The following is a 22,913-nucleotide window of genomic DNA, read 5'->3' as shown; positions in this document are numbered from 1 at the left end:
GAGCGATACCGGTTACCGGACATAACCGGCGGCTTGCAAGTCCGTCAGGAAATGTTCAGGGGTATCGGTGGCAACTGACACGCCATGCAGCTCCCCGTAACGCCGGGCAAAGTTCTCCATATACTCCTGATCCGTGCAATCATAGTCGAACCGGCTCCCCTCACGGAGCAGCCGGACGAACTCTTCCGGGCTGGAGGCGGTTATCTGACCGCCATCCAGCAAATGATAAGTCTGTATCATACCGCTAACTTTTTAGTTCTAAGTTTAAAAAATAATTTCTGTTTCCCGTCCAGGAAGGGTAACCCCTCCAGTGTCATCCGGCTGGGAAGGCTGGATCTTTTCGCAAAGGTAATCAATCCGTTCAAGAACCGGATCCAATTCTCCATCTTTGTGAAATTAGTCGTACCGGAATGCTGGCGGAACTCAACGGTCCGGTGCCTGGAATAAGCCTCAAAATTGACCTTGTGGTACCGGTCATTATTAAAGACCTCCCGCAGGCCGTCTATCGTCCTTACCGATTTGATTCTCTCGTCGGAAACACCGGAGAGGGTTTTGCAGTAGGTATTGTTCCGGCGTGTCCTTGGCATAAAGGCATCAATCAGGTGTTCGAGATGCTTGTAGGTCAAAGCCAGATTCTTCCAGGTGTCCAGATTGAAACTAGCCGCATCCATATGGACATGGAACCCGCAACTGTCATTCACTTTTGCATTACAGATGTCAAGCACCCAGCATACCGTTTCCAGCTCTTTCAGGCCATTCTCACCCACCAGTATCGGGCTGACCAGCTCGAAAGTATTATTTCCCTGCAGGCTGCTGTCCGTCACCAGCTTCCAATGATCCCTGGTCGTGTGATTATAACCCTCAACGGCAACATGGATGCCGGCCTCCCTCAATTCGCGTGCCAGTCTTTCCATATTACAGTTATAGGCTTCAATCTCAATACCGAACTTGTGGGTGAAGGTGTAATCCATCAGGGTGGTTGCTGCCCTGTTCAGCAAGACTCCACCTTCTCTTTCAAGCATTTTCTTCTCAACATTATATACAAAACCATAGTTGCCGCGTGTCACCAAATCGGCAATTTCCCTGCGCGTCAGGCCCAGACGGAGCAGCTGCTCAATCTTGCTCGTCTTGGTGGTACTCTGTTCTAAGATATTTCTAACTTGTTCGTTCATAGCTTTTTATCCTTTATTATTATACCACTAAGGTAGCATAATAAACCCACATATCATAGTATTAGAATCCTTATTGTCAGACTGTTAGCTTAGTTTAGCTAAGGCTAAATACCCTTATTTTATGTATCCGATTATAACATTGCAGCAATCTACAAGGACAGCAATACAGCAATCTACAGTTCAGGGAACCTGTCTTTTTTCTCATCGTTTCCCCGGTTAGGGAGATTAGATAATTATGCTTATTTTTGTGCTGCGAAAACTTAACCGATAACGAATAGATTATGATGAAATACCTGATTGTGTCCGACATACATGGCTCGTTACCGGCACTGGAACAAGTGCTGGCATTTTATCGGGAGCAACAATGCGGAATGCTTTGTATTTTGGGAGATATCCTGAATTATGGTCCCCGGAACGGGATACCTCAAGGACTTGACCCGAAAGGGATCGCAGAACGTCTCAATGCGATGGCCGGTGAGATTGTCGCCATCCGTGGAAACTGTGATTCGGAGGTGGACCAGATGCTGCTGGACTTTCCCATCCTGTCCGATTACACCCTGTTGGTGGATAATGGAAAACGTTTCTTTCTCACCCACGGACATATCTACAATGAGGACAGACTGCCGAAGGGAAGGTTCGATTGTCTTTTTTATGGTCACACCCACCGGTGGAAACTTGAACGGAAAGAGCATACAGTGGTCTGCAATACCGGCTCCATCACTTTCCCGAAGGATGGGAACATGCCTACATTCGCTATTTACTGTGACGGTACGGTATCCGTTCATCGGCTGGACGGCAGCAGGCTCAAGGAACTTTCTCTCTGATGGGGAATGTATAATAATAGCCTTTTATAATTGTAGCTTTTTATAAATGTAGTTTTTTATAATTGTTTACCCATTATCTGAATATCCAAATATCAGAATATAGCAATATTCAAATACCCAATTATCCCAATATCCAAAACGCCAATTATCCAGTTGTCACTGTGTAACATTCCAAGAGACTACAGATATAATAGTATTCGGATTATCCGATTATCAAAATATTCAGTTCTCTGAATATTCAATTATCACGAAAAAGAAGCTATCTGATGTGTCGGATAATCGTAGAATGCTCTACTATTACAGGAAGCACAGCCTATTCCGCCTCCGGAATATTGGTAAAAAACGCCAACTTTCCTGAAGAAGCAGACCGAAATCGGAAGAGGTTGCCATCGGGAGGGAGGCACCAGTCGGGGCAATCTACAGTTCTACTTAAAAACGTTGTCCCCGTAGAGGGGACAGCAAGTTGTGTTTTCGTTTAACGAAAACCGGACGGTTTAACGGCATATTCCACCGCCAAACCGTTCCTCAGAATATAGCTCCAGAGTCGCAAATTCAGCCAGAAAGAAACTGCATGTTGCAAGAGTTATTTATTGATATCTTCCTTTAAAGACTTGATTCTTTTATTATTAATCATTCTTCCCGGCTTGATTGAACTAAAAATAAAAAATAACTGTTACCCCAATTCCAATTGCAATGAATTTGGTTTTGGCATTTATCATCTTTAGTAGCTGTAATACATCCTTCTAAACTCTTCCCCTTGGTCTTGTTGGTCTGGTAACATGTTTGGATGGTCCCTACCAGAACTTATAGTTAAAGTAAAAACGGAATTGTTTTTTGTAATATCCCTTACAAAAAATAGGAAGTCCCAAATTAGATTCTGAATAATTAATTTTAAAGGCATTCTTTATGTCATCTAAAGAATTAAAAAATAGATTGCCATCTCCTTTTGTATCATCAGAAATAAGATATAATGTGATAATTGATTTTTGTAATATTTCTGTGTCTTTAGGGGAAAAACTTTGAAGACTTGACTATATCCTGTATTTTACAGGAAAGTATAAATTTGGACTGTGAACTAGAAATAAATTAGGGGATCTTTTTATTGGGGAGAACGTATGAACTGGTATATATTGGTATTGATAATTGACGTACCAGCTGTGCATCTGTCCATTTTCTATCTCGGTAGCGATATACAAGGTTGGAAGATGAATACAGAAGGGGTTGCACAAATGAGAAGAATTTAGTGGCTATACTGTTTTCGCTGTGCTGTATGCTGGCGGGAAGGATACTCCTTTTGGGAAAGTAGAAAGATAAAAGGCAGTCGGGCACTAGAGATAAAAAGTGAGAGGAGCTCCATAGAACGGAAGCTCTCCTCTTTTATTTTTTTATTTTGTACTAAGTTATAAGATTCCGGCTTGTCACAAGCAAGAATAATATAAGCAGATTCCTGTTTCACAACAGATATCTATGCCGCAAAGATACATGAAATATATATTAACACAATGATTTAACGGGTTTTGTTGGGGAAGCTGTCTGTGACGGGGGAATGGACGCTAAGGTGCTTGACATACTGGAGAACTGCTTCGAGTGGAACAGGGACAGGAAACTGATACGGAAAATAAGGAAAGAGGTGGAGGACTTCGAGCGTTGGACGGAAATGAAGGCGGCAGAAATGCTGCGTGCCAAGAGGCAGCAAAAATAAATCTCATTTATATCATATTATGCAATATACAAAGCTGATAAAATATTCAAAAAAAAATATTTTATCAGCTTTCAAATAATGAATTACTACATAACCTACATTAAGAAGTGCATTAGTATATAGAAAGTAGTGAATATACACTAGTTACGATAAGCCGAGTTTTTTTTACTAAAGATGGTGGCGAAGATTCTTGTTTCATTACTTCTCTGTCATCGAAATATGAAGTTAAAAACATAATTGTCAAAATCAACAAACGTGTATACTGTTTTATAATTAATATAATTAAGGTTAATACTGAATACGTTAAAAGTCAAAAGTGCCATGTTTATAAGAGGACCGGGAAGGTTTATAATAATCCTCACCCGGGGTCTGGGGTTGTATAAAATCTTGTCTGAATATTTCTGTAGGATTATCTGTAATTAAATCTGCATCATGGGTATATATGTTAAAATAGCACTCTGGATCTGTTTTTTGGTTATATGGTCCTTCTCCCACAAAAGAAAATTTGTAAAAACCAATTTTTTCTCCGTCTTTTCTGACTGTAAGGAACCAGACATTACCACTACTTATCGTTTTAAATCTCAATCCGTTTAATGATGAATAAGTTTCCTCTATAAACTGGCCATTCAAATATGTCTGTTTTTTACAAGTAAAAGGTGACTCAAATCTACCACCTTCAGCTGGTAGAATAAAAGGATTCTGTTCCGAATGGATTTTATACACAAATGTCAACTTTCCTTTATCTATAATTAGTGGAATTTTTTCTACTTTTATGCCATTAATAGTAGAGTAAGAAATCTGTAAATCAGCATTCAAAATTTTATCTTCTTTATTAATATTTGAGGTTATATTTAATACTACCTGATCGCCCTCCACTTTTGTTTCTATATCAGAAAAAAGAGTTTTATCAAATTCTACCGAAACATCCCTGGGAATAATCGGAACCTCTGAACTTAAAACATCATCTATTAATGTTTTTTTTATAATCGTAATCGTAATAATACGTTTCTCTCCAAGACAGCTAAACGGTTTGGATGCGTCCTTACTTGTTAATACTTGATACTCTGTTTTTCTATTGTTTTCCTCTTTTTGACAGGATAACAATGCTAAAGAAATAAACAAAAGAATAAATACCTTTCTCATATTAATGCAAATTAGTTACTATAAATAAAAGTAATATTTAATATTGTTGAAACCTCAACATCTGATACAAACTCTTTTGCGGAATCAACAAATTCATTTTTACTATTATAAGATAATTGAACAACAAGTATTTTGTTTTGAGAGCTTTATTTTGACCATTATCTTTTTTATCTTATTGGTATGATTATAAAACATATACTACAATTCTGGAAGAAGAATTGAATGTCCTTATAATGCAAAAGCTTTTTTACTAGATAAAATCAATAATATCATATTGTAAATATAAGGCTAAATCTGTATTTTACAGTTATAAAAAAAAACTTTAAATCTAACAAATAAATTTATATATGTATTATAATCAAATTCTTAAGATTAAAGTATCCGGAATTATCTAACATAAAACTAACATTTATATTTTAAAATAGAATCAGCTCACAAGCTATTTCTAGCTAAGCATTTCCGGTACCGTGAATGATGATTTCGGTCTGGTTACCGGTGCGTCAGTCTTCGTAAAAGGTACAAGCAACGGTTGTATCACCGACTGCATTAGCCAATGTATCTTCCGAAGAAACCTTGGTCATTTCATTCATTGGTTATCAAACACAAGAAGTTCCGGTAAACAATTAGCGGAAGTTTTTCATCAACTTAAGAGAGGGCTCACAACAACTGCAAGAAGTAGTGGTAATGGCAATGGGTTATGGTGATGTCCGCTGCAAACACCTAACAGGTTCTATCGTTAAAGCAGACATCAAGTTATTTGGGGATATTCCTAAAAAAATAAAATGTAAGAGGGTGCACTTCATCTTGAACAAGTATATGACATGCTCGATAAAGCATTTGATAAGTGTGATAACCTTGACGGACTCGTACTTCATTCTGATCAAGGTTAGCAATACCAACACTTCGGATATCGGAAAAGGCTTGAAGAGCATCATATAATTCAAAGTATGTCGAGAAAGGGAAACTGTCTGGACAACTCTATGATGGAGAATTTTTTCAGAATTATGAAATCTGAACTTCTATACGCTGAAAAGTTCGAGTCTCCGGAAGACTTCACAAAGGCTTTGGAAGGATATATAGATTATTATAATAATAAAAGAATTAAGTCCCGGTTAAAAGGAAAGAGTCCAGTACAATACCGAACTCTTTCTATAACTGGATAGTGTTTAACCAGTCCAAATTTTTGGGGTCACTTCATCAGTCGGACACCCTCTTTATTTTTGGAAGGAGGCTATCCCGAACTCGCGTTATAAGTTTAGTTGCCGAACCACTCTATAGCCATGGGATTTCCTATGGTGGTTATCATAGGAATAGGATTAATCTTATCTGTCTGAGGATTGAGATAATAGATGCCTTTTGTTGTCGTTGAAGCATTGGCGATTGCCAAACCGTCTTTATATTTAGACACTAACACGCCATAGCCATTGGACAAATCCAATCCTTCTATTTTCTTCATCTTCTGATTGTATAAATCAAAGACTACAGCTCGGCTCGCTATAGCGCCATGTCCCGTTTCTCCTGGTTTGTAATAACCGGGAATATCAATGTATCCGTAGGCTTTGCCATTGGCTGCATAACAAATTGAAGCGGCAAAACCAGCTACTTTCTCTTCTCCTTCGATAGAAGCTCCGGTTATCGTCCAATGGTATGTTGGATCAAAGTCTGTTTCTCCTTTCTTAATCCGAAGTATGCCGGCCTTATGACCTGCCACCATTCCGAAGTTCCCGAGACAAGAAATGTATATATCGCCTTTTTCATCCATGAATAAAGACTTGGGGTCGATCGGACGTGTGGCTTGAGAAAAACCACTGGTTTTCTCTGAAATCATCTTGACCAACTTGTCCGTCTTGGTGTCAATGACGGCTACATCTGCTTGTTTGTAATTCTCAGGGCTTGTCCAACCTCCCACCATCTGGCTTAGACCAGCAAACACATATCCGTCACGCTCAATCATGATTCCGATGTCCGGATTATTATCTTGAATACCCAAAGAGGTCAGGTTGATCTCTCCTGTCTTCTGCATCGTTTCGGGATTAAATATGTAAATCAGTCCTAGTCCGGCAAGCGATAGATAGGCTTTTGTGGAAGATAGTTTGACAAGATTGTTGGCACTGTTATTGGCAGGCAATTGCAAGCTTCCCTCTCTTTGTAAAATTCCATTCGTGCGACGGTATTTAATCAGTTCGTTTTTGTCCATTGTCAAATGATAGCTTGGGAAGACATAGACTTCCTGACCTATTATCATAGGATAAGAACTGCCAAAGGGAACATTTATACCATTGTTGTTATTGGTAGCCATCGTCTTGCCTAATACAGGCTCATCAATGAGTTGCATATAAACCGTTCCATCCATACCTGTTGCATTGGGTAGGGCTGTTGTTAGGAGAATCTTTCCCGAACCTCCTGCAATAGGATTGTCCGGATCATTCTTGTCACATGAGTTAAGGCACAATGCAGCGAATATCGCTGCTACAAAAAATACATTCTTTTTCATTTCTTTTTTTGTTTAATGATTGTTAATTTGTTACTTAAATACGTATCTGAATCTGATAGTGAAGCTACGTCCGGGTAAAGGACGGTTAAACTCGCTGATCATTTTTGTATCGGTCAGGTTGTTTATTTTTCCCATAATGAAGTAGCGCCCATTGCCAAAGCTTTGCTCAAAGCCTATATTGCACGAGAGGGCTCGAGGTATGCGATGCTGCTGGAATTGGCTTTGTTCGAAGTCGTACAGATATTCTTCCACAAATGAAGCATCGGTGAATATGCGCGTATTCATCCCGCTGCCTCCGAACAGATTTTCTTTGTGAAACTCCAATCCTGCGTTTGCCATCAGATAGGGTATATTGGGCATACGGCTACCTTTGGTAGGGTTGGCAACAGTTGTATTTTGTTCATACTTACGCACATCTCGCAGATCTTGGTAAGTGGCGTTCACATAGCCATAGAGCCACCGTGTCATGTCGGCTTTCACCTCTGCTTCCATACCAAGAGTCCGCATCTCGCCGAAGTTCTGATACTGCGACTGCAAGAATCCGCCCGTAAAGCGAATCATGTCTTTGAGATGCATATAGTATCCGTTCAGTTCAATCTGTAAGTTAGAGGAGGCTTTTCCAGTTAAATCGAATAACATTCCTATGTTGACACTTATATTGCGTTCGGGAGTGAGATTGCCGGCAGGAGCTATCACGTATCCATCACCCAACAGTTCCTCTTCCGATGGAAGCCTTACATCATATCCGAACGAAGCTTTTGCCATCAGACTGGGTGTGATGCGGTAGCGAAGTGCATTGCTGATGCCGAAATCATTCTTGTGTGTGTCTATATCCTCTGCTGTCTTTACCAGGACACTTGCCATCCGCGTTTTCATCGAGTAGTAGTAATACTTGACGTTGAAAGAGTTAAGGAACTTATCGTTCGAGGTGCGATAGTCGTAATTCAAGCCTGCCACCCAACTGAACATATTGCTTGGAAAGTCGGTACGATAACCTATGACCTTGTCCTTCATCCCATCACGAGGGTTGGCATGAGCGTATTTCAGCAAAGAGTTGAAGTTTACCGAATGGTTCTCATTGACAAGATAGTTGAGATTCAATTTGTGCTGCAATTGATGCTTTTCATTCGTCAATAATGAAGCCCATTTGCCGATTTCGCCGCCGAATTCGGAAACTGCCGGATAATGCGTTCCATCCCAATGTGTGCGGTGCGAGGCGGTATCGGCAAAATGATAGTCGGTATAGATATACCCCAGCTGCCAGTCCAAGTCCAGGCCGTCTAAGAGGAAGTTTTCTTTCTCCATCTTATTGGCGAAAATAAAGGCGTTGGAATGGCTGTGTGCATGCCGGATGTTCGATTCTATCCCCTGTATATCTTTGTAAGTATGTATGAAAACGGGTTCAAACTCCACCAAGTCAAACCACCACTTCCGTGCCTTAAAGCTACCGCCGATGACTGTTTTTTTAAACTTGTCGTGATCGCGGGTTATAGTAAGCCCCTCTTGAAAAGGAGACTTCATCTTGTAGTCGTTGTCGGCATAGGTATAAAAACCTCCCAGCCCGAACTCGATTCCTTTTGGGGCAATGTTCATCTTGCTCACAACGGATGCATTGTGCGTATTGAAACTGCCGTAAGAATAGTTCACGTCCAAATATTTAGGCGGATACTCTTTGATGACAATATTGACCGCACCACCTACGGCAGAACCTCCGAACTTGGCAGGGACAACTCCTTTGTATATCTCGATGCGGTCGATCATTTCGACCGGAATATCATTGATGTCGATAAAATCGGAATTGTCGTTCATCGGATTCCCGTCAATGAAAAGCCCGATGCGTTTGCCTTCCAGTCCGCGCACCGATATGCGAGAGGTACTGCCCGTTCCACCCGTGGCACGCACGGTGATTCCGGCAGTTTTTGCCAGAATGTCTTGTACATTGTTAACCGTTCCTTGTATCTGGTTCATGCTGATAACGGATATGGGCATGGCCTGCTCCCGTAACTTACGGGCTTCGCTCTTACCCATCACTACCACCTCGTCCAACGATTTTGCTTCGGCTTTCAGGCGGATGATGATTTTTTTCCCTCTCTCTTTACCCACCGTGAGCTTGCGGGTTTGCGTGTGGTAGCCTATAAACCTTACAGTAAGCGTATAAGTGGCTGCGGGAACATCGGAAAGTAAGAACTCGCCATGCCCGTCTGTCACAATGCCCTTTTTCAGCTCTTCGATGAAGATGGTTGCGCCGGGCAGTGGTTCTTCGCCTGCATTGTCGATGACCACGCCTGCAATCCGTCCTCCACCTGTTTGGGCGGACACGCTGATACCTGTGAGCATCAGCGTGAAAAAGAAAAATAATACTTGCTGCTTCATTGTTTCTTGTTATGAATATTAAAGAGCAGAATCGGGTGCTTCGGGCAAATCTCCGGGATTCGGACTCGGTTTAGCCGATCCGGCCTCGCTTTCACGTATCACCACATGCTGTACGTTTTTTGCCTGATTGCGCATTTCGAGTTTGGGAAAAAACTGAATGCGTGGTGTTTTGAGAGTTTCGGCGGTAACGGCTTTTTCCGTTTCCACGCGTTTCCCGTTGGATACAACCTTAAATGACCCGAGGTTGGCCAGGTCAACGGTTCTGCCGCTGAGCATCTCTTCACGTACGATTTTCGCCAAGGCGGTGATGGCTGACCGCACGTCGGCACGGCTCAGGGCTGTGGCATTGACAATCCGATCCTCTAGCTGCTTGGTGGTAATCTTGTCTTGTGCAATGGGAGAGGCGTAATACATGGTTTTGCCCTTGTGTTTACCGATGCGCATCTCTTCTTTTTTTACGTTGTATAGTAACATGACTTTTGATGTTTTTGATGGTTATACTTTGAATAATTTTGCTGTTCTACTTAAACAGCTTCAGTAAACGGCTTTGATCGCTCCATTGGAACGTCTTTCACCGTTTAACTTAAACGATTCCGATTGCTTAAGTCCGCATTCTCTTTAACTGCTGTCGTATGTCTTCTTCATAATCTTTTCAAATTTTGTTTATGGTTATTAAAATGGTGTGGATCTCAAAAGCAGTATTTAGCCTTTGCCCATACTTCCGAATTGTGCTTATACGGGCCGAACATACCCTCGCTTCCTCCGAACCAGTCGTAGCCTGCCAAGAGGTGGATGTGGTCGTTCAGGGCATAGTCAGCCGTGAAACGGCTGAACCAGCCCTTGTGGTTGAGGTCGAAATAGGTGAAGTCGGAAAGCTGTAAGTTGCTGTCCAGTAACTTCTTCGACACGCAGAGCGTAAGGAGCGAATTATGGCGGGGCTGTGCGACGTAGCTTTCGTACTTGAAAATACTCTCGGAAGAGAACTGAGCCATCACTGTCCATTCATGAGGGGCATACCAGTCGGCCCCCACCAACCAATTGATGGTGTTGAATCCTTTTTGAGGGGTGGAGGCGGCTTGCTGTATGTAGCTGAAATGCTTCCCGAGGTTGAAGGCCGCTTCGCCGCGCAGCACGAACTGTCCCAAGGGCTTTGAGACATCGCCTCCGACGAATCCCATGCGGTAGTATCGGGGCGAAACCGTAAGTTGGGAGCCCGATGGTTTGTACTCGATGACGGGCATCTTGTTCCACGTATGCAGCGCGGCAAGCGAGAAGTCTACCCCCGGCAGGGCGAAAGAGAGCCTGCCCCCGTATTCTACGTTGGAGAGGCGTAGCTCGGGGCGGCTTCCCTCCGCGTCCCAGACAAGGGACCGGGGTGTTTCTTTAGGCAACACGCTCCACGGATTGGCGGCATCGGTGGGCAGCTTGTATCCTTCGAAAGTGGGAACGGCAAGCAGTTCGAGCTTTATCTTGTCGTTGAAGACGAAGAACCGCAGGGCATTGACGGGCATGCGGATGTCGTCGTAGTCTTGCGCCAAGAACTCGGTCATATCCATGGGTGAGACGAGGTCGGTGATACGTACGCCGTCGGCCGCACCCCAGATGACAAGTTGTCGCCCGAGACGAAAGCCCCAGTGCTCCTGCCGATGGTCAAGGTATGCTTCCCGCAGTTCAAAGCCGGTGCGCTCTTTCAGCAAGGCGTTGTAGGTAGCGTTGAACGAGACGAAGAGCGAAGAGCCTGCGAAGTTTTTGCCGACCTCGCCCCTGAGTCGGGTACGGGAAGACATCCAATCGTTCGGCTTTTCGGAGCGGAAGGCGTGGTAGGTGTCGACAAGACCTTTGAGCTGCCACGACGATTCGCCCGCTCCTTGTCCCCAAACTCCATGCACGGGGCAAAACAGAAAGACCGAGAGGCAAAGCCCCGCGGAAAGACGATTGAACGCTTTCATCAGAACCTGCCTTTCTCTAACGTGGTCACGTTAAACTTGCTCTCCTCCATGGGAATGTTGTACGTCGGATTCTTGATTTCGAGAACCGTCTGATGCTCGGTTTGCACGTTGGTCATGTGCATCTTCCGGGCTACCCAGAAGCCCTCTACCTTGGCAATATCCGACATCTCGAGACGACGGTGCAGCTTGCCCATCTTGTCGTAATATTCCACCCTGACAGGTATCAGACAGTCCTGACGTATCAGGGCCGTTTTCCTGGAGTAAATATCACGCTTGTCCTTAGGCAAGGATTCCAGTTTCCAGCACTTCTGTCCGTCGACGGTTTCTTCGCCCAGGAGCGTGTGCGTATCCTCGTCCACGTTGCGGCTGCCCATGTCGTCGTAGGTAAAGTCGCTACCCATAAAGTAGTCTTGCTTGGCAGACGAACCGCTGATACGGCGCGTTTTCTTTATGGCGGGCAGATAGAGCCATTTGTCATCGTCCTTGTTTAGCTCATCATAATCCCACGTCAAGAAGCCCGTCCCCTTTACATCGCCGGGATATTGGAAGAACATGATGCTCTTGCGGTCTTTCTTTTCTTTGCCCACATCGATGGAGTAGGAAATGAGCTTGCGTTCGCGCACCGCTCCGCGTTTGTTGATTAACGTCATAACCATTTCAGACCGACGGGTATCGCCGTCGGGACGGTCTTTTACCTTTTGGGCAATCTCTCTGCCCGTTTGTGCGCATGTTGTGGCAGCGAACCCCACCACAAGCATGGCTACTACTGCGATTGATCTCTTCATTTGTCCTTTTTCTTTATAATTGATTCTGATTGATTCGATTTATATTCCGGTCTCCTTCTGCCGTGCTACCATGCGGGCAAATTCGCCGTTTCGGGCAAGCAGTTCGTCGGGTGCTCCTTGTTCTGCGACGGTTCCGTCTTTCAGCACCACGATATGATGAGCGTTGGCAACGGTGCGCATACGGTGTGCGATGATGACGACGGTCTTGTTCTTGATCAACTCCGATATACCGGCCTGTATCAACGTTTCGTTCTCTACGTCCAGACTTGCCGTTGCTTCGTCCAAGAGGATGACAGGAGCATCTTTGAGAAGCGCACGGGCAATGGATATGCGTTGGCGTTCGCCTCCCGATAGCGATTCTCCGTTTTCGCCTATCAAGGTGTCGTAACCGTTGGGCAGCCGGGCGATGAACTCATCGCAACGGGCAAGACGTGCTACCGCTTTCACCTCTTCCTCGGTAGCGTCTTTCTTCCCGATTTTGATGTTGTCCATGACGGAAGCGTTGAAAAGCAACACGTCCTGAAAGACTACGGCATAGTTTTTCAAGAGCATTTCGGGATCTATTTTTGAGATGTCCCGTCCGCCAAGTGTGATCTTTCCGCCATGAATATCCCAAAAGCGGGCAGCTAATTTTGCCGAAGTGCTTTTGCCTCCCCCCGAAGGTCCCACAAGTGCCGTTACTTTGCCTTGCTTGGCAGTGAAAGAGACGTTGCGCAGCACCTGCTTGCTTGTCTCGTAAGCAAAATCGACCTTGTCAAAACAGATGTCGTAACCCTCTACCGTGCAATCCTCATCGCCTTGCTGTGCGGGCATGTCGTTCATCTCACGTATGCGGTCGATACGCACATCGAGTAGTATCAGTGTCGCCATATGGTTGAACACGTCCATGATGGGGTTGTAGATGCTGGCTACAACGAGCAGGAAGACCAAGTAAGTGAACATGTCGATGCTGCCCAAACCAAGTAAATAAGCTCCCGCAATGATAACGCTTGCCAAACCAAGTTTCAGGATAGACTGTGCACTGCCCACAAGCCCCGCTCCGAGAAATTCGCCTCGCTGCAGAGTGGCTTCATATATCTCGAGCTGTTTGTCTAAACGGTCGCAATAGGCTGCCTCTCCGTTGTACGATTTAATCTCCTGCGCCGCTTCAAGCCCTTCCTGTATCTGCTCGGTCGTATCACGCCTTACGTGATAGTACTCCTTATTAGCTTTATCCATAAGCCTTTTTCCTAAGAAGATGACCGTTGTCGCTACCGGTACGACCCCAAAGAGAGCAAGGGCCAGTTGCCAGTTGTAGAAGAACATCCCGGTGGCAATCAAGATAATGCTGATGACAGAGGCGAAGAGTTGTGGAACTGTGTGAGAGAAGAGGGTTTCCAACATGTTACAATCCTCCATCATCGTAGCGGTGAGATCCGAAAGATTCTTTTCTCCGAAGAAAGCCAAAGGCAATTTACGCAGCTTCTCGGCAATGCCAATACGACGGTTGGCACTCTCGGTATAGATTTTCGTGTAGGTGCTCTTGTACTGTATCATCGCAATCACAAAGAGTACCGTCATAAAACAGAGAGCCGTCAGCACGTAGTACCAGAGCCCGTGCGTCGTGCTGTTCCCGGCTTGGATAACAGGGTGCAGGTAATCGGTGATGAACAGAAAGATGAAGATTACCGGCAGCATCAGTGCCAGGTTGAGAAAAAGAGAAGCTATAACCCCTTTTATAAAGGTCTTTGCCCCGTCTTCCGATAAGGTGAATCTATGTTGAAAATATTTACTAATATTCATAATGTTGTCTCCTGAGGTTTATACCGTCCATGTCACGGTTCGTTGATATTCATTCCACATGCTGTTATAGATGCCGTTTCGGGCTATCAACTCGCTGTGTGTGCCTTCTTCGGCAATCTTGCCTTGTGCTATCACCAGTATCTTGTCGGCATCCTGTACGCTAGTCAGATGATGGGCGATCATCAACACTGTCTTTCCTTTTCTCAGCTCGTGCAGGGCTTTTTGTATCAGGTGTTCGTTTTCGGGGTCGGCAAAAGCTGTTGCTTCGTCCAGGACAACAATCGGCGCATCTTTCAAGATGGCCCGGGCCAAGACAATGCGTTGCTGTTCCCCTCCCGAAAGGAATGTTCCATCTACTCCTATCTTCGTGTTCAATCCGTTGGGTAGCCGGTCGATGATCTCCCGACTTTGGGAAAGGTCTATGGCACGTTGCACGGCTTCATCACTCGCTGCCGGATTACCGTATTTGATGTTCTCCAGCAAAGAGGTCTTGAAGAGTTTTGTATTCTGGAAGACGAAAGCGATGTGGTTCATCAGGTTGTCTTTGGCAATGTTTTTCACATTTATTCCGCCAATCGTCACACTACCTGCTGATACGTCCCAAAAGCGGGGAATGAGTTGGGCAATGGTGGTCTTCCCTCCTCCCGATTGCCCCACAAGGGCAAAAGTCTTCCCTTCGGGGAGGTGGAAGCTGATACCGTCTACGGCATTTTGACCGGCATTGGGATAGGCAAACGAAACGTTCTCGAATGTCACATCGCAAGCGGTGATTTTCTCCGGATTTTCGGCTATTGGGAGTGGTTCGCTACTCGTCAGGTTTTCCACCCGGCTTATGGCTTGATCTGCCAGAAACATATCTTGTTGCAGATACATCACTTTCATCACATTGGTTGCTATCACCGGAGTAATCAGCACATACAGGAACATATCGGTGATGATGGGGGCAATGTTTTCGCTTTTGTTGCCGATAAGCAATATGACTACGGGGACAAGTAGGAAAGCAAAGCTATTGATGGCCACCGTGTAGAGTGACATCGGCTTTTGCCAACCCAGCGTGTATTTGGTAACTAAATCCCGGTAGGCGATGATGCTGTCGTAAAAACGTTTGAAAGAGAATATCGTTTGCTGGAACACTTTCACCACCGAAATACCACGTACGTATTCCACCGCTTCGCTGCTCATATGCTCTTGTGCTCCGAGGTATTCATTTTGGAACGCCTTCTGAGCAGTTGTATTCATCCGTGTCATGATGAAGACAGCCGCCGTGAGGGGGATCAGGCACGCCAGACCAAGTTGCCAGTTGAAGACGAAGATCAATATTATAACCGACAGCGGGGCTATAAAACTCCCCGCCAGGTCGGGCAAGAGATGTGCGACAAACGTGTGGGTTTCAGAAGCATTTTCATCAATAATCTTACGCATCTGTCCGCTGGTATTCCGGTCGAAGAAGCCAAGCGGAATCTGCATGATTTTTCTCATAGCCGTACGTCGCATATTGGTTTCTACCCGGAACGCCGCTAAGTGCAAAAGCATCAGCCCGGCAAAGTAAATGACAAGGCCGGCAACGGCTGTGCCTACCGCCCACCATGCATAGACGTTGATAGGGATTCCTGAGGCAACGCTGCCAGTCAATAGTAGCGAGCGTACGATAAGCCAAATGAAGATGAATGGCATAAGCGAGAGCAGACCGCTTAATCCCGACAGTGTCAGGGCTATGGGCATAAGCACCTTGCGTTTGCCCATGTAAAATTGAAGTTTCTTTAATGTATTCATATTAATTGATTGTTTCATTGGTTTCTATCTCTTTCCCGAATAACCGGAACTTTTGGAATAACACGGGTGTAACGCAGAGGTCGGCCACGAGTGCCGATACGATACCCGCTACGGAGAGCAGACCCATGTGTATAAAAGAGAGGCCTTCGGAAGTCATGTAAATAGCGAAGTTCGCACATATCACGACACTGGTCAGAATGATTGGTGTCCCGATCGTACGGAACGAGCGGAGAATGGCATCCCGATAATTACCTCGACGGTCGAACTCCAAATGCCCGTGGTTGATGAAGTGAATGGTGTCGTCGACAGCCAAACCGAGGATCATCGGCATAATGGTTGCGGTCATCATATCCAACGGGTAGCCCAGCCATCCCATCAGTCCGCCGACCACCAAAGCCGGAGTGATATTGGGTATCAAACCGATAAGCCCGATGCGTACACTGCCAAAGACCAACATCATTAGGATGCCGATAATAAGGAGAGAGATGGCAAATGAAACCATCTGCCCGCGAGCCACGTACTGCATCATCACGGTAAATTGCGGAATACTACCCACTGTAGTGACAGAAGCTTCGGGGAAGAGCCTGGCGGCATTGGCTGCAATATCGTTCAACTCTCGTTCTACCTCGCCGGAGTCAAAACTGCTGATCTCCACCATCAGGCGCAAACGTCGATAGTCGTAATCGATCCAATATTCCGCTTCGCTACCGCCTGCATTCTCGTAAAGGAGCAGCAGTTGTGCCACCTCTTCCGGATTCGTCGGAATACGATAATAAGCCGCATCTCCTTCGTGCAGGGTTTGATTCAGGTCTTTTAGGATATTCAGCACTGTAGTCGTTCGCTTGGTTAGCTTATAGCCTTCGGCCTTTTGTGCCAGAGAGTCTAAGCGTACAAGCATTGCCGGCGATTTTGTCAAGCCGTCTTCGGGCAGGTCTATCATGACGTCGTAGGTGTAGATGGATCCCAGTTCGCTTTCACCTACTTCCAGCAGATTGTTTACATAGGCTATTTTACGTCCCATGGTGCGTTCTATGTCAAAGGCGGTCTCTATCTTGGTGAATTGATAAATGAGTGCTGCGGTAAGCAGCCCTGCAATCCATAGGATCAATGTGCCATGCCGGAGTACGCTTTCTCCCAAACGCCCCAGTTGATGGTCGAGCCACCGTCCGCCGGTTTCCTGCACTTTGGGATGAGGTTTGCCGTTCTTGCCAAAACTCAACAGCACGGGCATCAGTGTAATGGCAATGAAGAAAGCCAGCATCACGCACGAGGAGGTAGCGATACCAATGAACCGCATGGGCTGCATCGGAATAGCGAGAAACGACAGCAGGGCGGCAAAGGTGGTGAGTGCACTGAACAACACAGGCCAGCCCATTTCACCCACGGTCTCTTCTACGGCTCGTCGACGTTCTCCGTGTAGAAGGAATTGCCGTTTGAAATAGGAAAAGATATGTATGTTATAGGCTATCGAGACGGCAAACGCCAACAGCATAGGTATCATCATCATACCGCTGTCTATCGTCATGCCGACATATCCCAACAGTCCATACACAATCACAATTGAGCCTGCCGCCGTGATAAGTGGAACGACAACGCCCCGTAGGGAGCGTGTTATGAGTAACAAAATAAGAATGGAAACGAGTGCGGCAATGCCCATCACACGGGGCATCTCTTTGCCAATCCATTTCATCTTCATGGCGGTAACGTAGGGCAAGCCTGTGCCTTTGGGATGGAGCTTTTGGTATTTGTCTTTAGTGATGATATGCTCCAGCTCATTCCCCGTTAGCACTTCAGGAGAAACGGCATTCTTACCTTTATTCCACACTGAATCTTTAGGAAAGGTACGCAACTTGAGAATAATCCACGAGAGCGTACCATCTTTGGAGACAAGCCGCTCGGCAATATGTGGCTTCATATAGGCTTTGCGACGTATCGTTTCCAGACTTGCCGCATCAGTGGGAATAAGGTCAGGCACTATCTGCTCGATAGTCATTCCTTCTTCATTCCCTACCATAAATTCGATGTCAGTGAGCGAAGTGATTTTGTCGGCGTATGAAATGCTATCCATCATTTCGTTCGTGAGTTCGCGGATGAGCTCTAAGTTCTCTTTCATAAACGAATTGTCGCATTGGGTCAGTACGGCGGCAAAATTGTCATTGCCGAATATATCCTTGAATTCTTTGGTCTTGACAAGCATCGGGTCGTCTTCGAGGAAGTAGTTTTCCCACGAAGCACTCACCTTGAAATATCTTAACCCTGTAAATCCTATGGCGAAGACGAGGATAAACAAGCTTAGTACAAGCCATCGTTTTTGTACCATCCATCTGCCCTGACGGGCAAACCAGTCATTGATTCTTTCTATTTTCATATCGTTTGTTATTGGTAAGTTCATTCATTTCAACACATTCAGCAGCGTGACGAGAAATAGCTTTCCACTTTGGGGCTACATATGATAATGGTGACAATGTGCGTGGACACAAGAATGCTCTTTGTGGGCATCATGCACGTGACAACGGCAGGAGTGAGAAGTGTTCATATTCTTTCTTTTTTTTACTTATGTTTTTTATATTACTTAGTCTTGCTAACACAACATCAGCAGGTTGAGTGCCATAACCGCCATGCCTGCTACCAAACCATAGATAGTATGATGGTGCTTACCGTATTCTTCGGCAGCGGGTAGTAACTCATCAAGCGAGATAAATACCATGATACCGGCAATCATCCCGAAAATAACGCCGAAAACATGGTCATTGAGGAATGGTGCCAAGATAAGATAGCCGATGACGGCTCCTACCGGCTCGGCCAATCCCGATAGAAATGAAAGCCAAAGGGCCCGTTTACGATTACCTGTAGCATAATAGATCGGAACGGAGACGGAAATGCCTTCGGGTATATTATGTATGGCGATGGCACAGGCAATAGGTATAGCAATGTTTATATCCTTCAATGCTGCAAGAAACGTAACCATACCTTCCGGGAAATTGTGTATTGCCAGCACCAAGGCTGTCACTACATCGACGCGTAATAATTGAGGCTTTATTTCAGTCTTTCGTTCTTCCTTTAAGCTCATTTCTTCCACCCGATGCATTTCGTGTGGATTTTCGTAGTGAGGAATTAGCTTATCAATAAGTAGAATCAATACGATTCCCCCGAAAAAAGAAAGTGTGGAATGAAGAGTTCCGTCGTCCTTGCCATGTATATTGGCAAGAGTCTGCAAAGAAGAGGCAAACAGATTGGCGAAAGACATATAAATCATTACTGCTGTTGAAAATCCCAATGAAAGAGAAAGGAATGAAGTATTGGTGCGCTTAGCAAAAAATGCAATCGCACTGCCTATCCCTGTGGATATACCGGCAAACGATGTTAGGAAAAATGCTATAAGTACTGGTTGAGACATGGCTATGATGGATTGGAAGTTAGTGCGTCAAAAGAGAACAAAGGTTTGTTTTGTTCAGAAGCAAAGCGAGCCGCTCTTTGCAGGCGGCTCGCTCGGTAGGAGAAACAGTTAGATTTAGAAATAAGACGTTTCATGCTTTTGGCAACTAAGTTTAGTTCGGTCAGTCTGCGGATGTACGATGTTGGTACTTTGATCTTTCGTCCCAATAATTTCTTTGGGCAAAACCTTTCCGATACGGGAGACTGCCCTGCTTTGCGTAACCCATGACTCCTCGCAGAAGAAAAGCCCGTTGACTCCTTGTACGAGTGTTAATTCGTCGTTGCTGATGATGTTGATGATACTCATATGCTGATTATTATTTAGTGATTCTTCTGGAATGACTCGGCGTTCCAACTCCTGCATCAAACGAAACGCTGCCTGACAAGATTGCAGCATCTGTCCATGCAGGCTATAGGTGTGGAGTCGAGCAGAAGGTAGCTGATGCCTATTGTCTCGGAATCAAATACAAAAGAGATTCGATTGTTTACAATCGTACAATCATTTCCGCAAGGCTTGCATTGCAGACAAGACGAGAAACGGATGTTTTGATTAGTTATCTCTTGACAGACAGGATGTTTCAATAGTTCTGCCTTCATCTTTCATTCTTTACATTCATGAGTTTCTTCCATCCTCCCGTGCTAAAGCGAATATACTCACTGATGAAACACTCTATCTCTTCGCAGGAAAGTTCCTTATGTTGCACCACCTCTTTCATCATATTAATCCACCAAGAGCAGGTGAAGTGCATGAAGAACGGAGAAATATCGGTATGTAGTTCCGGATGGAGTCTTCTCATCTTTTCCATATATTCCATCCCTATTGTGGCACTTTTCTCAATCCACTCTTCCAAATAATCTTTGAGGCGAGAATGCTGCGTAGAGAAAAACAGCAAATTTAATTCACTTCGGTAACGAGTTATAATGCCCATAAGCTCCTGCAAAGATGCACGATGATATTCATCTGAGATAAATATGTCAAGGGAGAAATTCTCCGGTCGGTTGTGATCTTCCAGCATCCTGTACATAGCAGCCAAAAGAGGACGCAACACATCAACCAGTAAATCGTCCTTACAGGGATAGTAATTGTATATATTGCTCAGACCAATGCCCGACAACTTAGAAATCTCACGCATAGACACCGACTTGAAGCCCTTTTCGAAAAAAGCTTTCTGCGCTGTTTCCAGCAATAGCTTACGTATATAATCCTTCGTTGTTTGCATAGGTCAGAACATAATTCTTTATTTTATAACGCAAAATTAGTCACATATTTTTTCGGTTGCAATACCTTAAAATGATGATTTTTTTACTTACCATTCCCCATTTATGGTAATTCAGCAAATGAAATTTATAACTTTCAATATGCTACTCCTAATCATATCAAAGCTACAAATACTCACTTATTTACAATCTCTAGCACTCACTTTTTTTTGTTTACTTTTGTCTGTAAACCGCTACTGACGTCATTAAATACATAGTAATATGAGCAAAAAAATCAAAGACCAAGAAGTTCTTTTGGTCAAAGATCAGAAGGACGATAGCCTCCGAGCCGTAGTCGGAGCAGATGGGAAAAGCGGACTGAAGTTGCATTCTTTCAAAGTCTCCTTTGAGAGTGTCGTTGCCAGCGTGCATGTATACCAATAGACGATTACTCACTACCAATATAAGGAAAAGTTGCATGCAAATGAAATTTATCATACGCCATGCAACTTTGGAGCCAATTCATAAGAAGAGGAGCTAACGGAGAAAAAGAACTTTTTCAGTGCCCTCAGATTTCGGGCTTCCTTTTTTATTTACCTTCAACAACTCCAAATATTCTTATTACATCAATCTTCGATAGTACATACACTTACACGGTTCCAATCCGGTTCGGTAAACATGTCACCTACTCCCTGATCTTCGGCAGTAATACGAGACGTATTAATCTTGTATTTATTAACAAGGATTGTTTTTACAGCTTCTGCACGTGCGGTAGCAATTTTTGCGTTGATCTCAACATTGCCTTCTGGAGAAGCGTACCCTTTAATAATGACTTTTGAATCGGGATATTTCTTCATGTAGGAGGCTACACGTTCCACATTCGGTAGCTGTGATGCATCCACTGATGAGCGACCTTGTCTGAAAGTAATGATAGATTCCGGAACGCGGGCAGTCTTGACTACTGTTTCAATGGGAACGACCTTTGTACGACATTCTTCCAACTCTTTATGCAAACCGCTAATTCTTTGGTTAGCATTGTTTAGTTCTCTGTCACGACTGCCCACCTGTTCGCGAAGTGCATTAATAGCAACATTCAAATCATCAATTTCGCTCTGATTGTAGACTTTTACTTTAGTAAAGTAATGATTCCCAGTACTCATCTTGAAGTGATAAGTCAATCCGGCAGTCAGTTCAAATGTTGCATTGTTTGCATTGAAACAACTCTTTGCCTGATTAAAATCACCTTGCATATCATATACGATAGCGGGCTTAATTCCCAATGTCCATGCTTTTGTTTCACCGAGGTTGAAATTAAGATTCAATCCGAGACGGGTAGACCATGAATTGTCATCTCCTTTACCATTTACATAATAATGCAACCACCCCATTCCGGCAATAGCTTCTATCTCAAACAAACGAGGTTTGCCCCGATAGCTTGCAAATAGATTTATTAAGTTAATTTTGCTTAACAAGATGACATCTAAAACATCAAAAGCTGTTTTACTCGGAGTTGTATTGATATATCCCATTCCCTGAAATTCCAAACCGAAAACTAGGAGTTAATTGTTTGGATATTCCAACTCCGAAACCGGGACGCATCCCTTTAAAGAAAGAGGCGTGAGTGAGAGGGGTAACTGCTCCTGCATTCACTCCTACAGACCAATTGTCCATAAACTTTGTTCCTTCTACAACTGATTGGGCATTTACAATAAATGTTCCCAAAGTAAAAACTAATAAAATAGCAATTTTCTTCATAATCTATTGTTTTATTTTTTTCGAATGCAAAAGTAAAAAGATTGCAGAGCTTTTTAGTTGTAGGACAAAAGAATAAATCTAATACATTGATTTTTATTTTACTTATAATCAGTAGTTTGCAAAAATGGTTCAATTAATAATCTAACACATATCTAACACCCTTGATAAAATTCAAAAAAGCACTTACACTTACACCTTTAGGGTAGTCAAGTTTATTTTTTAACAACAACGAGTGAACTGATACTTTTACTCTGAATAGCAATAACTTACTGCTATTTTGTACTATTACGATTATACATATTATATAATATGCTAATAAGCAATTATATATTGTTAGGCCCAATAAAAAATATATATAAATAGCGAGCGATAATCATATAAGTTAAAGAATAATTTATATTGGTAAAATATTCCTAATCGCCCATGCAAAAAATAAAACACATTATTATATTCGCAATATGAAATGTAAGATTATAATTGGACTATCAGCTATTCTCTATTTTACAGGTTGTTATAACAGGGAACAGAC

General features: G+C 43.9%; 16 protein-coding genes and 2 pseudogenes. 3 read left to right on the top strand and 15 right to left on the bottom strand.

What is annotated here, in order from left to right; translation table 11 throughout:
• Positions 1-12: 12 nt before the first annotated feature.
• Both DWX62_RS16260 and DWX62_RS16255 read right to left on the bottom strand, forming a co-directional pair.
• Positions 13-240: a hypothetical protein gene (locus tag DWX62_RS16260; protein WP_008643628.1), complete on the bottom strand. Its 228-nt coding sequence runs from the start codon at positions 238-240 to the stop codon at positions 13-15.
• The gene (locus DWX62_RS16255; RefSeq protein ID WP_008643627.1) at positions 237-1,172 is read right to left on the bottom strand and encodes an amidoligase family protein; all 936 of its coding nucleotides are present in this window, start codon (positions 1,170-1,172) and stop codon (positions 237-239) included. The genes DWX62_RS16260 and DWX62_RS16255 overlap by 4 nt, the downstream gene beginning before the upstream one ends.
• Before the next feature lie 284 nt (positions 1,173-1,456).
• Here DWX62_RS16255 and yfcE point away from each other — a divergent pair, with 284 nt between their 5' ends.
• A complete protein-coding gene (yfcE, locus tag DWX62_RS16250) occupies positions 1,457-1,996 on the top strand; it encodes a phosphodiesterase (RefSeq protein ID WP_175353462.1) in 540 nt (179 codons plus the stop codon).
• A 1,546-nt stretch (positions 1,997-3,542) separates the two neighbouring features.
• A complete protein-coding gene (locus DWX62_RS22040) occupies positions 3,543-3,698 on the top strand; it encodes a hypothetical protein (RefSeq protein WP_004309904.1) in 156 nt (51 codons plus the stop codon).
• A gap of 303 nt (positions 3,699-4,001) precedes the next feature.
• Here the strand turns inward: DWX62_RS22040 and DWX62_RS16235 are convergent, their stop codons facing one another.
• Positions 4,002-4,841, bottom strand: coding sequence for a hypothetical protein (locus DWX62_RS16235; RefSeq protein WP_004309905.1), 840 nt, complete (start codon positions 4,839-4,841; stop codon positions 4,002-4,004).
• An 863-nt stretch (positions 4,842-5,704) separates the two neighbouring features.
• On the opposite strand from DWX62_RS16235, the pseudogene DWX62_RS16225 reads away from it, so the two are divergent.
• Positions 5,705-6,004 (top strand): annotated as a pseudogene (locus DWX62_RS16225) (IS3 family transposase); the annotation flags it as partial.
• A 92-nt stretch (positions 6,005-6,096) separates the two neighbouring features.
• Here the strand turns inward: DWX62_RS16225 and DWX62_RS16220 are convergent.
• From DWX62_RS16220 to DWX62_RS16160, 12 genes and pseudogenes are all read right to left on the bottom strand, one after another.
• Positions 6,097-7,335: a DUF5074 domain-containing protein gene (locus DWX62_RS16220; RefSeq protein ID WP_004309907.1), complete on the bottom strand. Its 1,239-nt coding sequence runs from the start codon at positions 7,333-7,335 to the stop codon at positions 6,097-6,099.
• Positions 7,336-7,365: 30 nt separating this feature from the next.
• Positions 7,366-9,708, bottom strand: coding sequence for a TonB-dependent receptor (locus DWX62_RS16215; protein WP_004309908.1), 2,343 nt, complete (start codon positions 9,706-9,708; stop codon positions 7,366-7,368).
• An 18-nt stretch (positions 9,709-9,726) separates the two neighbouring features.
• Positions 9,727-10,182, bottom strand: coding sequence for an HU family DNA-binding protein (locus DWX62_RS16210; RefSeq protein ID WP_004318713.1), 456 nt, complete (start codon positions 10,180-10,182; stop codon positions 9,727-9,729).
• Between the two features lie 215 nt (positions 10,183-10,397).
• Entirely contained in the window at positions 10,398-11,657 is a 1,260-nt protein-coding gene (locus DWX62_RS16205) for a DUF1302 family protein (RefSeq protein ID WP_004309910.1), read from the bottom strand.
• A complete protein-coding gene (locus tag DWX62_RS16200; protein WP_004309911.1) occupies positions 11,657-12,442 on the bottom strand; it encodes an outer membrane lipoprotein-sorting protein in 786 nt (261 codons plus the stop codon). The genes DWX62_RS16205 and DWX62_RS16200 overlap by 1 nt, the downstream gene beginning before the upstream one ends.
• Before the next feature lie 39 nt (positions 12,443-12,481).
• Complete coding sequence (locus tag DWX62_RS16195) at positions 12,482-14,224, bottom strand: ABC transporter ATP-binding protein (RefSeq protein WP_004309912.1); 1,743 nt, start codon at positions 14,222-14,224, stop codon at positions 12,482-12,484.
• Positions 14,225-14,242: 18 nt separating this feature from the next.
• Positions 14,243-15,997, bottom strand: coding sequence for an ABC transporter ATP-binding protein (locus tag DWX62_RS16190; protein WP_120173019.1), 1,755 nt, complete (start codon positions 15,995-15,997; stop codon positions 14,243-14,245).
• A 1-nt stretch (position 15,998) separates the two neighbouring features.
• Entirely contained in the window at positions 15,999-18,365 is a 2,367-nt protein-coding gene (locus tag DWX62_RS16185; RefSeq protein WP_004309914.1) for an MMPL family transporter, read from the bottom strand.
• 213 nt (positions 18,366-18,578) lie between these two features.
• Positions 18,579-19,394 carry a zinc transporter ZupT gene (gene zupT, locus DWX62_RS16180; RefSeq protein WP_032837563.1) on the bottom strand — a complete coding sequence of 272 codons (816 nt, stop codon included), beginning with the start codon at positions 19,392-19,394 and terminating at the stop codon, positions 18,579-18,581.
• A 401-nt stretch (positions 19,395-19,795) separates the two neighbouring features.
• A complete protein-coding gene (locus DWX62_RS16170) occupies positions 19,796-20,029 on the bottom strand; it encodes a hypothetical protein (protein WP_004318707.1) in 234 nt (77 codons plus the stop codon).
• A complete protein-coding gene (locus DWX62_RS16165; RefSeq protein ID WP_004309917.1) occupies positions 20,026-20,652 on the bottom strand; it encodes a TetR/AcrR family transcriptional regulator in 627 nt (208 codons plus the stop codon). The genes DWX62_RS16170 and DWX62_RS16165 overlap by 4 nt, the downstream gene beginning before the upstream one ends.
• Positions 20,653-21,255: 603 nt before the next feature.
• Positions 21,256-22,384 (bottom strand): annotated as a pseudogene (locus DWX62_RS16160) (OmpA family protein).
• Positions 22,385-22,913: the final 529 nt, after the last annotated feature.

It is taken from the genome of Bacteroides sp. AF20-13LB (assembly GCF_003603065.1).
Lineage (GTDB): Bacteria > Bacteroidota > Bacteroidia > Bacteroidales > Bacteroidaceae > Bacteroides > Bacteroides uniformis.
Note: the sequence above shows the minus strand (reverse complement) of the source record. Positions and strands in the feature narration are given on the sequence as shown.

What these genes read in the sequence shown, in the direction of transcription:
- DWX62_RS16190 (WP_120173019.1), bottom strand. Translation starts at nt 15,997, where the DNA reads ATGAATACATTAAAGAAACTTCAATTTTACATGGGCAAACGCAAGGTG.
- zupT (WP_032837563.1), bottom strand. Translation starts at nt 19,394, where the DNA reads ATGTCTCAACCAGTACTTATAGCATTTTTCCTAACATCGTTTGCCGGT.
- DWX62_RS16165 (WP_004309917.1), bottom strand. Translation starts at nt 20,652, where the DNA reads ATGCAAACAACGAAGGATTATATACGTAAGCTATTGCTGGAAACAGCG.
- DWX62_RS16260 (WP_008643628.1), bottom strand. Translation starts at nt 240, where the DNA reads ATGATACAGACTTATCATTTGCTGGATGGCGGTCAGATAACCGCCTCC.
- DWX62_RS16220 (WP_004309907.1), bottom strand. Translation starts at nt 7,335, where the DNA reads ATGAAAAAGAATGTATTTTTTGTAGCAGCGATATTCGCTGCATTGTGC.
- DWX62_RS16210 (WP_004318713.1), bottom strand. Translation starts at nt 10,182, where the DNA reads ATGTTACTATACAACGTAAAAAAAGAAGAGATGCGCATCGGTAAACAC.
- DWX62_RS16170 (WP_004318707.1), bottom strand. Translation starts at nt 20,029, where the DNA reads ATGAAGGCAGAACTATTGAAACATCCTGTCTGTCAAGAGATAACTAAT.
- yfcE (WP_175353462.1), top strand. Translation starts at nt 1,457, where the DNA reads ATGAAATACCTGATTGTGTCCGACATACATGGCTCGTTACCGGCACTG.
- DWX62_RS16255 (WP_008643627.1), bottom strand. Translation starts at nt 1,172, where the DNA reads ATGAACGAACAAGTTAGAAATATCTTAGAACAGAGTACCACCAAGACG.
- DWX62_RS22040 (WP_004309904.1), top strand. Translation starts at nt 3,543, where the DNA reads ATGGACGCTAAGGTGCTTGACATACTGGAGAACTGCTTCGAGTGGAAC.
- DWX62_RS16200 (WP_004309911.1), bottom strand. Translation starts at nt 12,442, where the DNA reads ATGAAGAGATCAATCGCAGTAGTAGCCATGCTTGTGGTGGGGTTCGCT.
- DWX62_RS16205 (WP_004309910.1), bottom strand. Translation starts at nt 11,657, where the DNA reads ATGAAAGCGTTCAATCGTCTTTCCGCGGGGCTTTGCCTCTCGGTCTTT.
- DWX62_RS16185 (WP_004309914.1), bottom strand. Translation starts at nt 18,365, where the DNA reads ATGAAAATAGAAAGAATCAATGACTGGTTTGCCCGTCAGGGCAGATGG.
- DWX62_RS16195 (WP_004309912.1), bottom strand. Translation starts at nt 14,224, where the DNA reads ATGAATATTAGTAAATATTTTCAACATAGATTCACCTTATCGGAAGAC.
- DWX62_RS16215 (WP_004309908.1), bottom strand. Translation starts at nt 9,708, where the DNA reads ATGAAGCAGCAAGTATTATTTTTCTTTTTCACGCTGATGCTCACAGGT.
- DWX62_RS16235 (WP_004309905.1), bottom strand. Translation starts at nt 4,841, where the DNA reads ATGAGAAAGGTATTTATTCTTTTGTTTATTTCTTTAGCATTGTTATCC.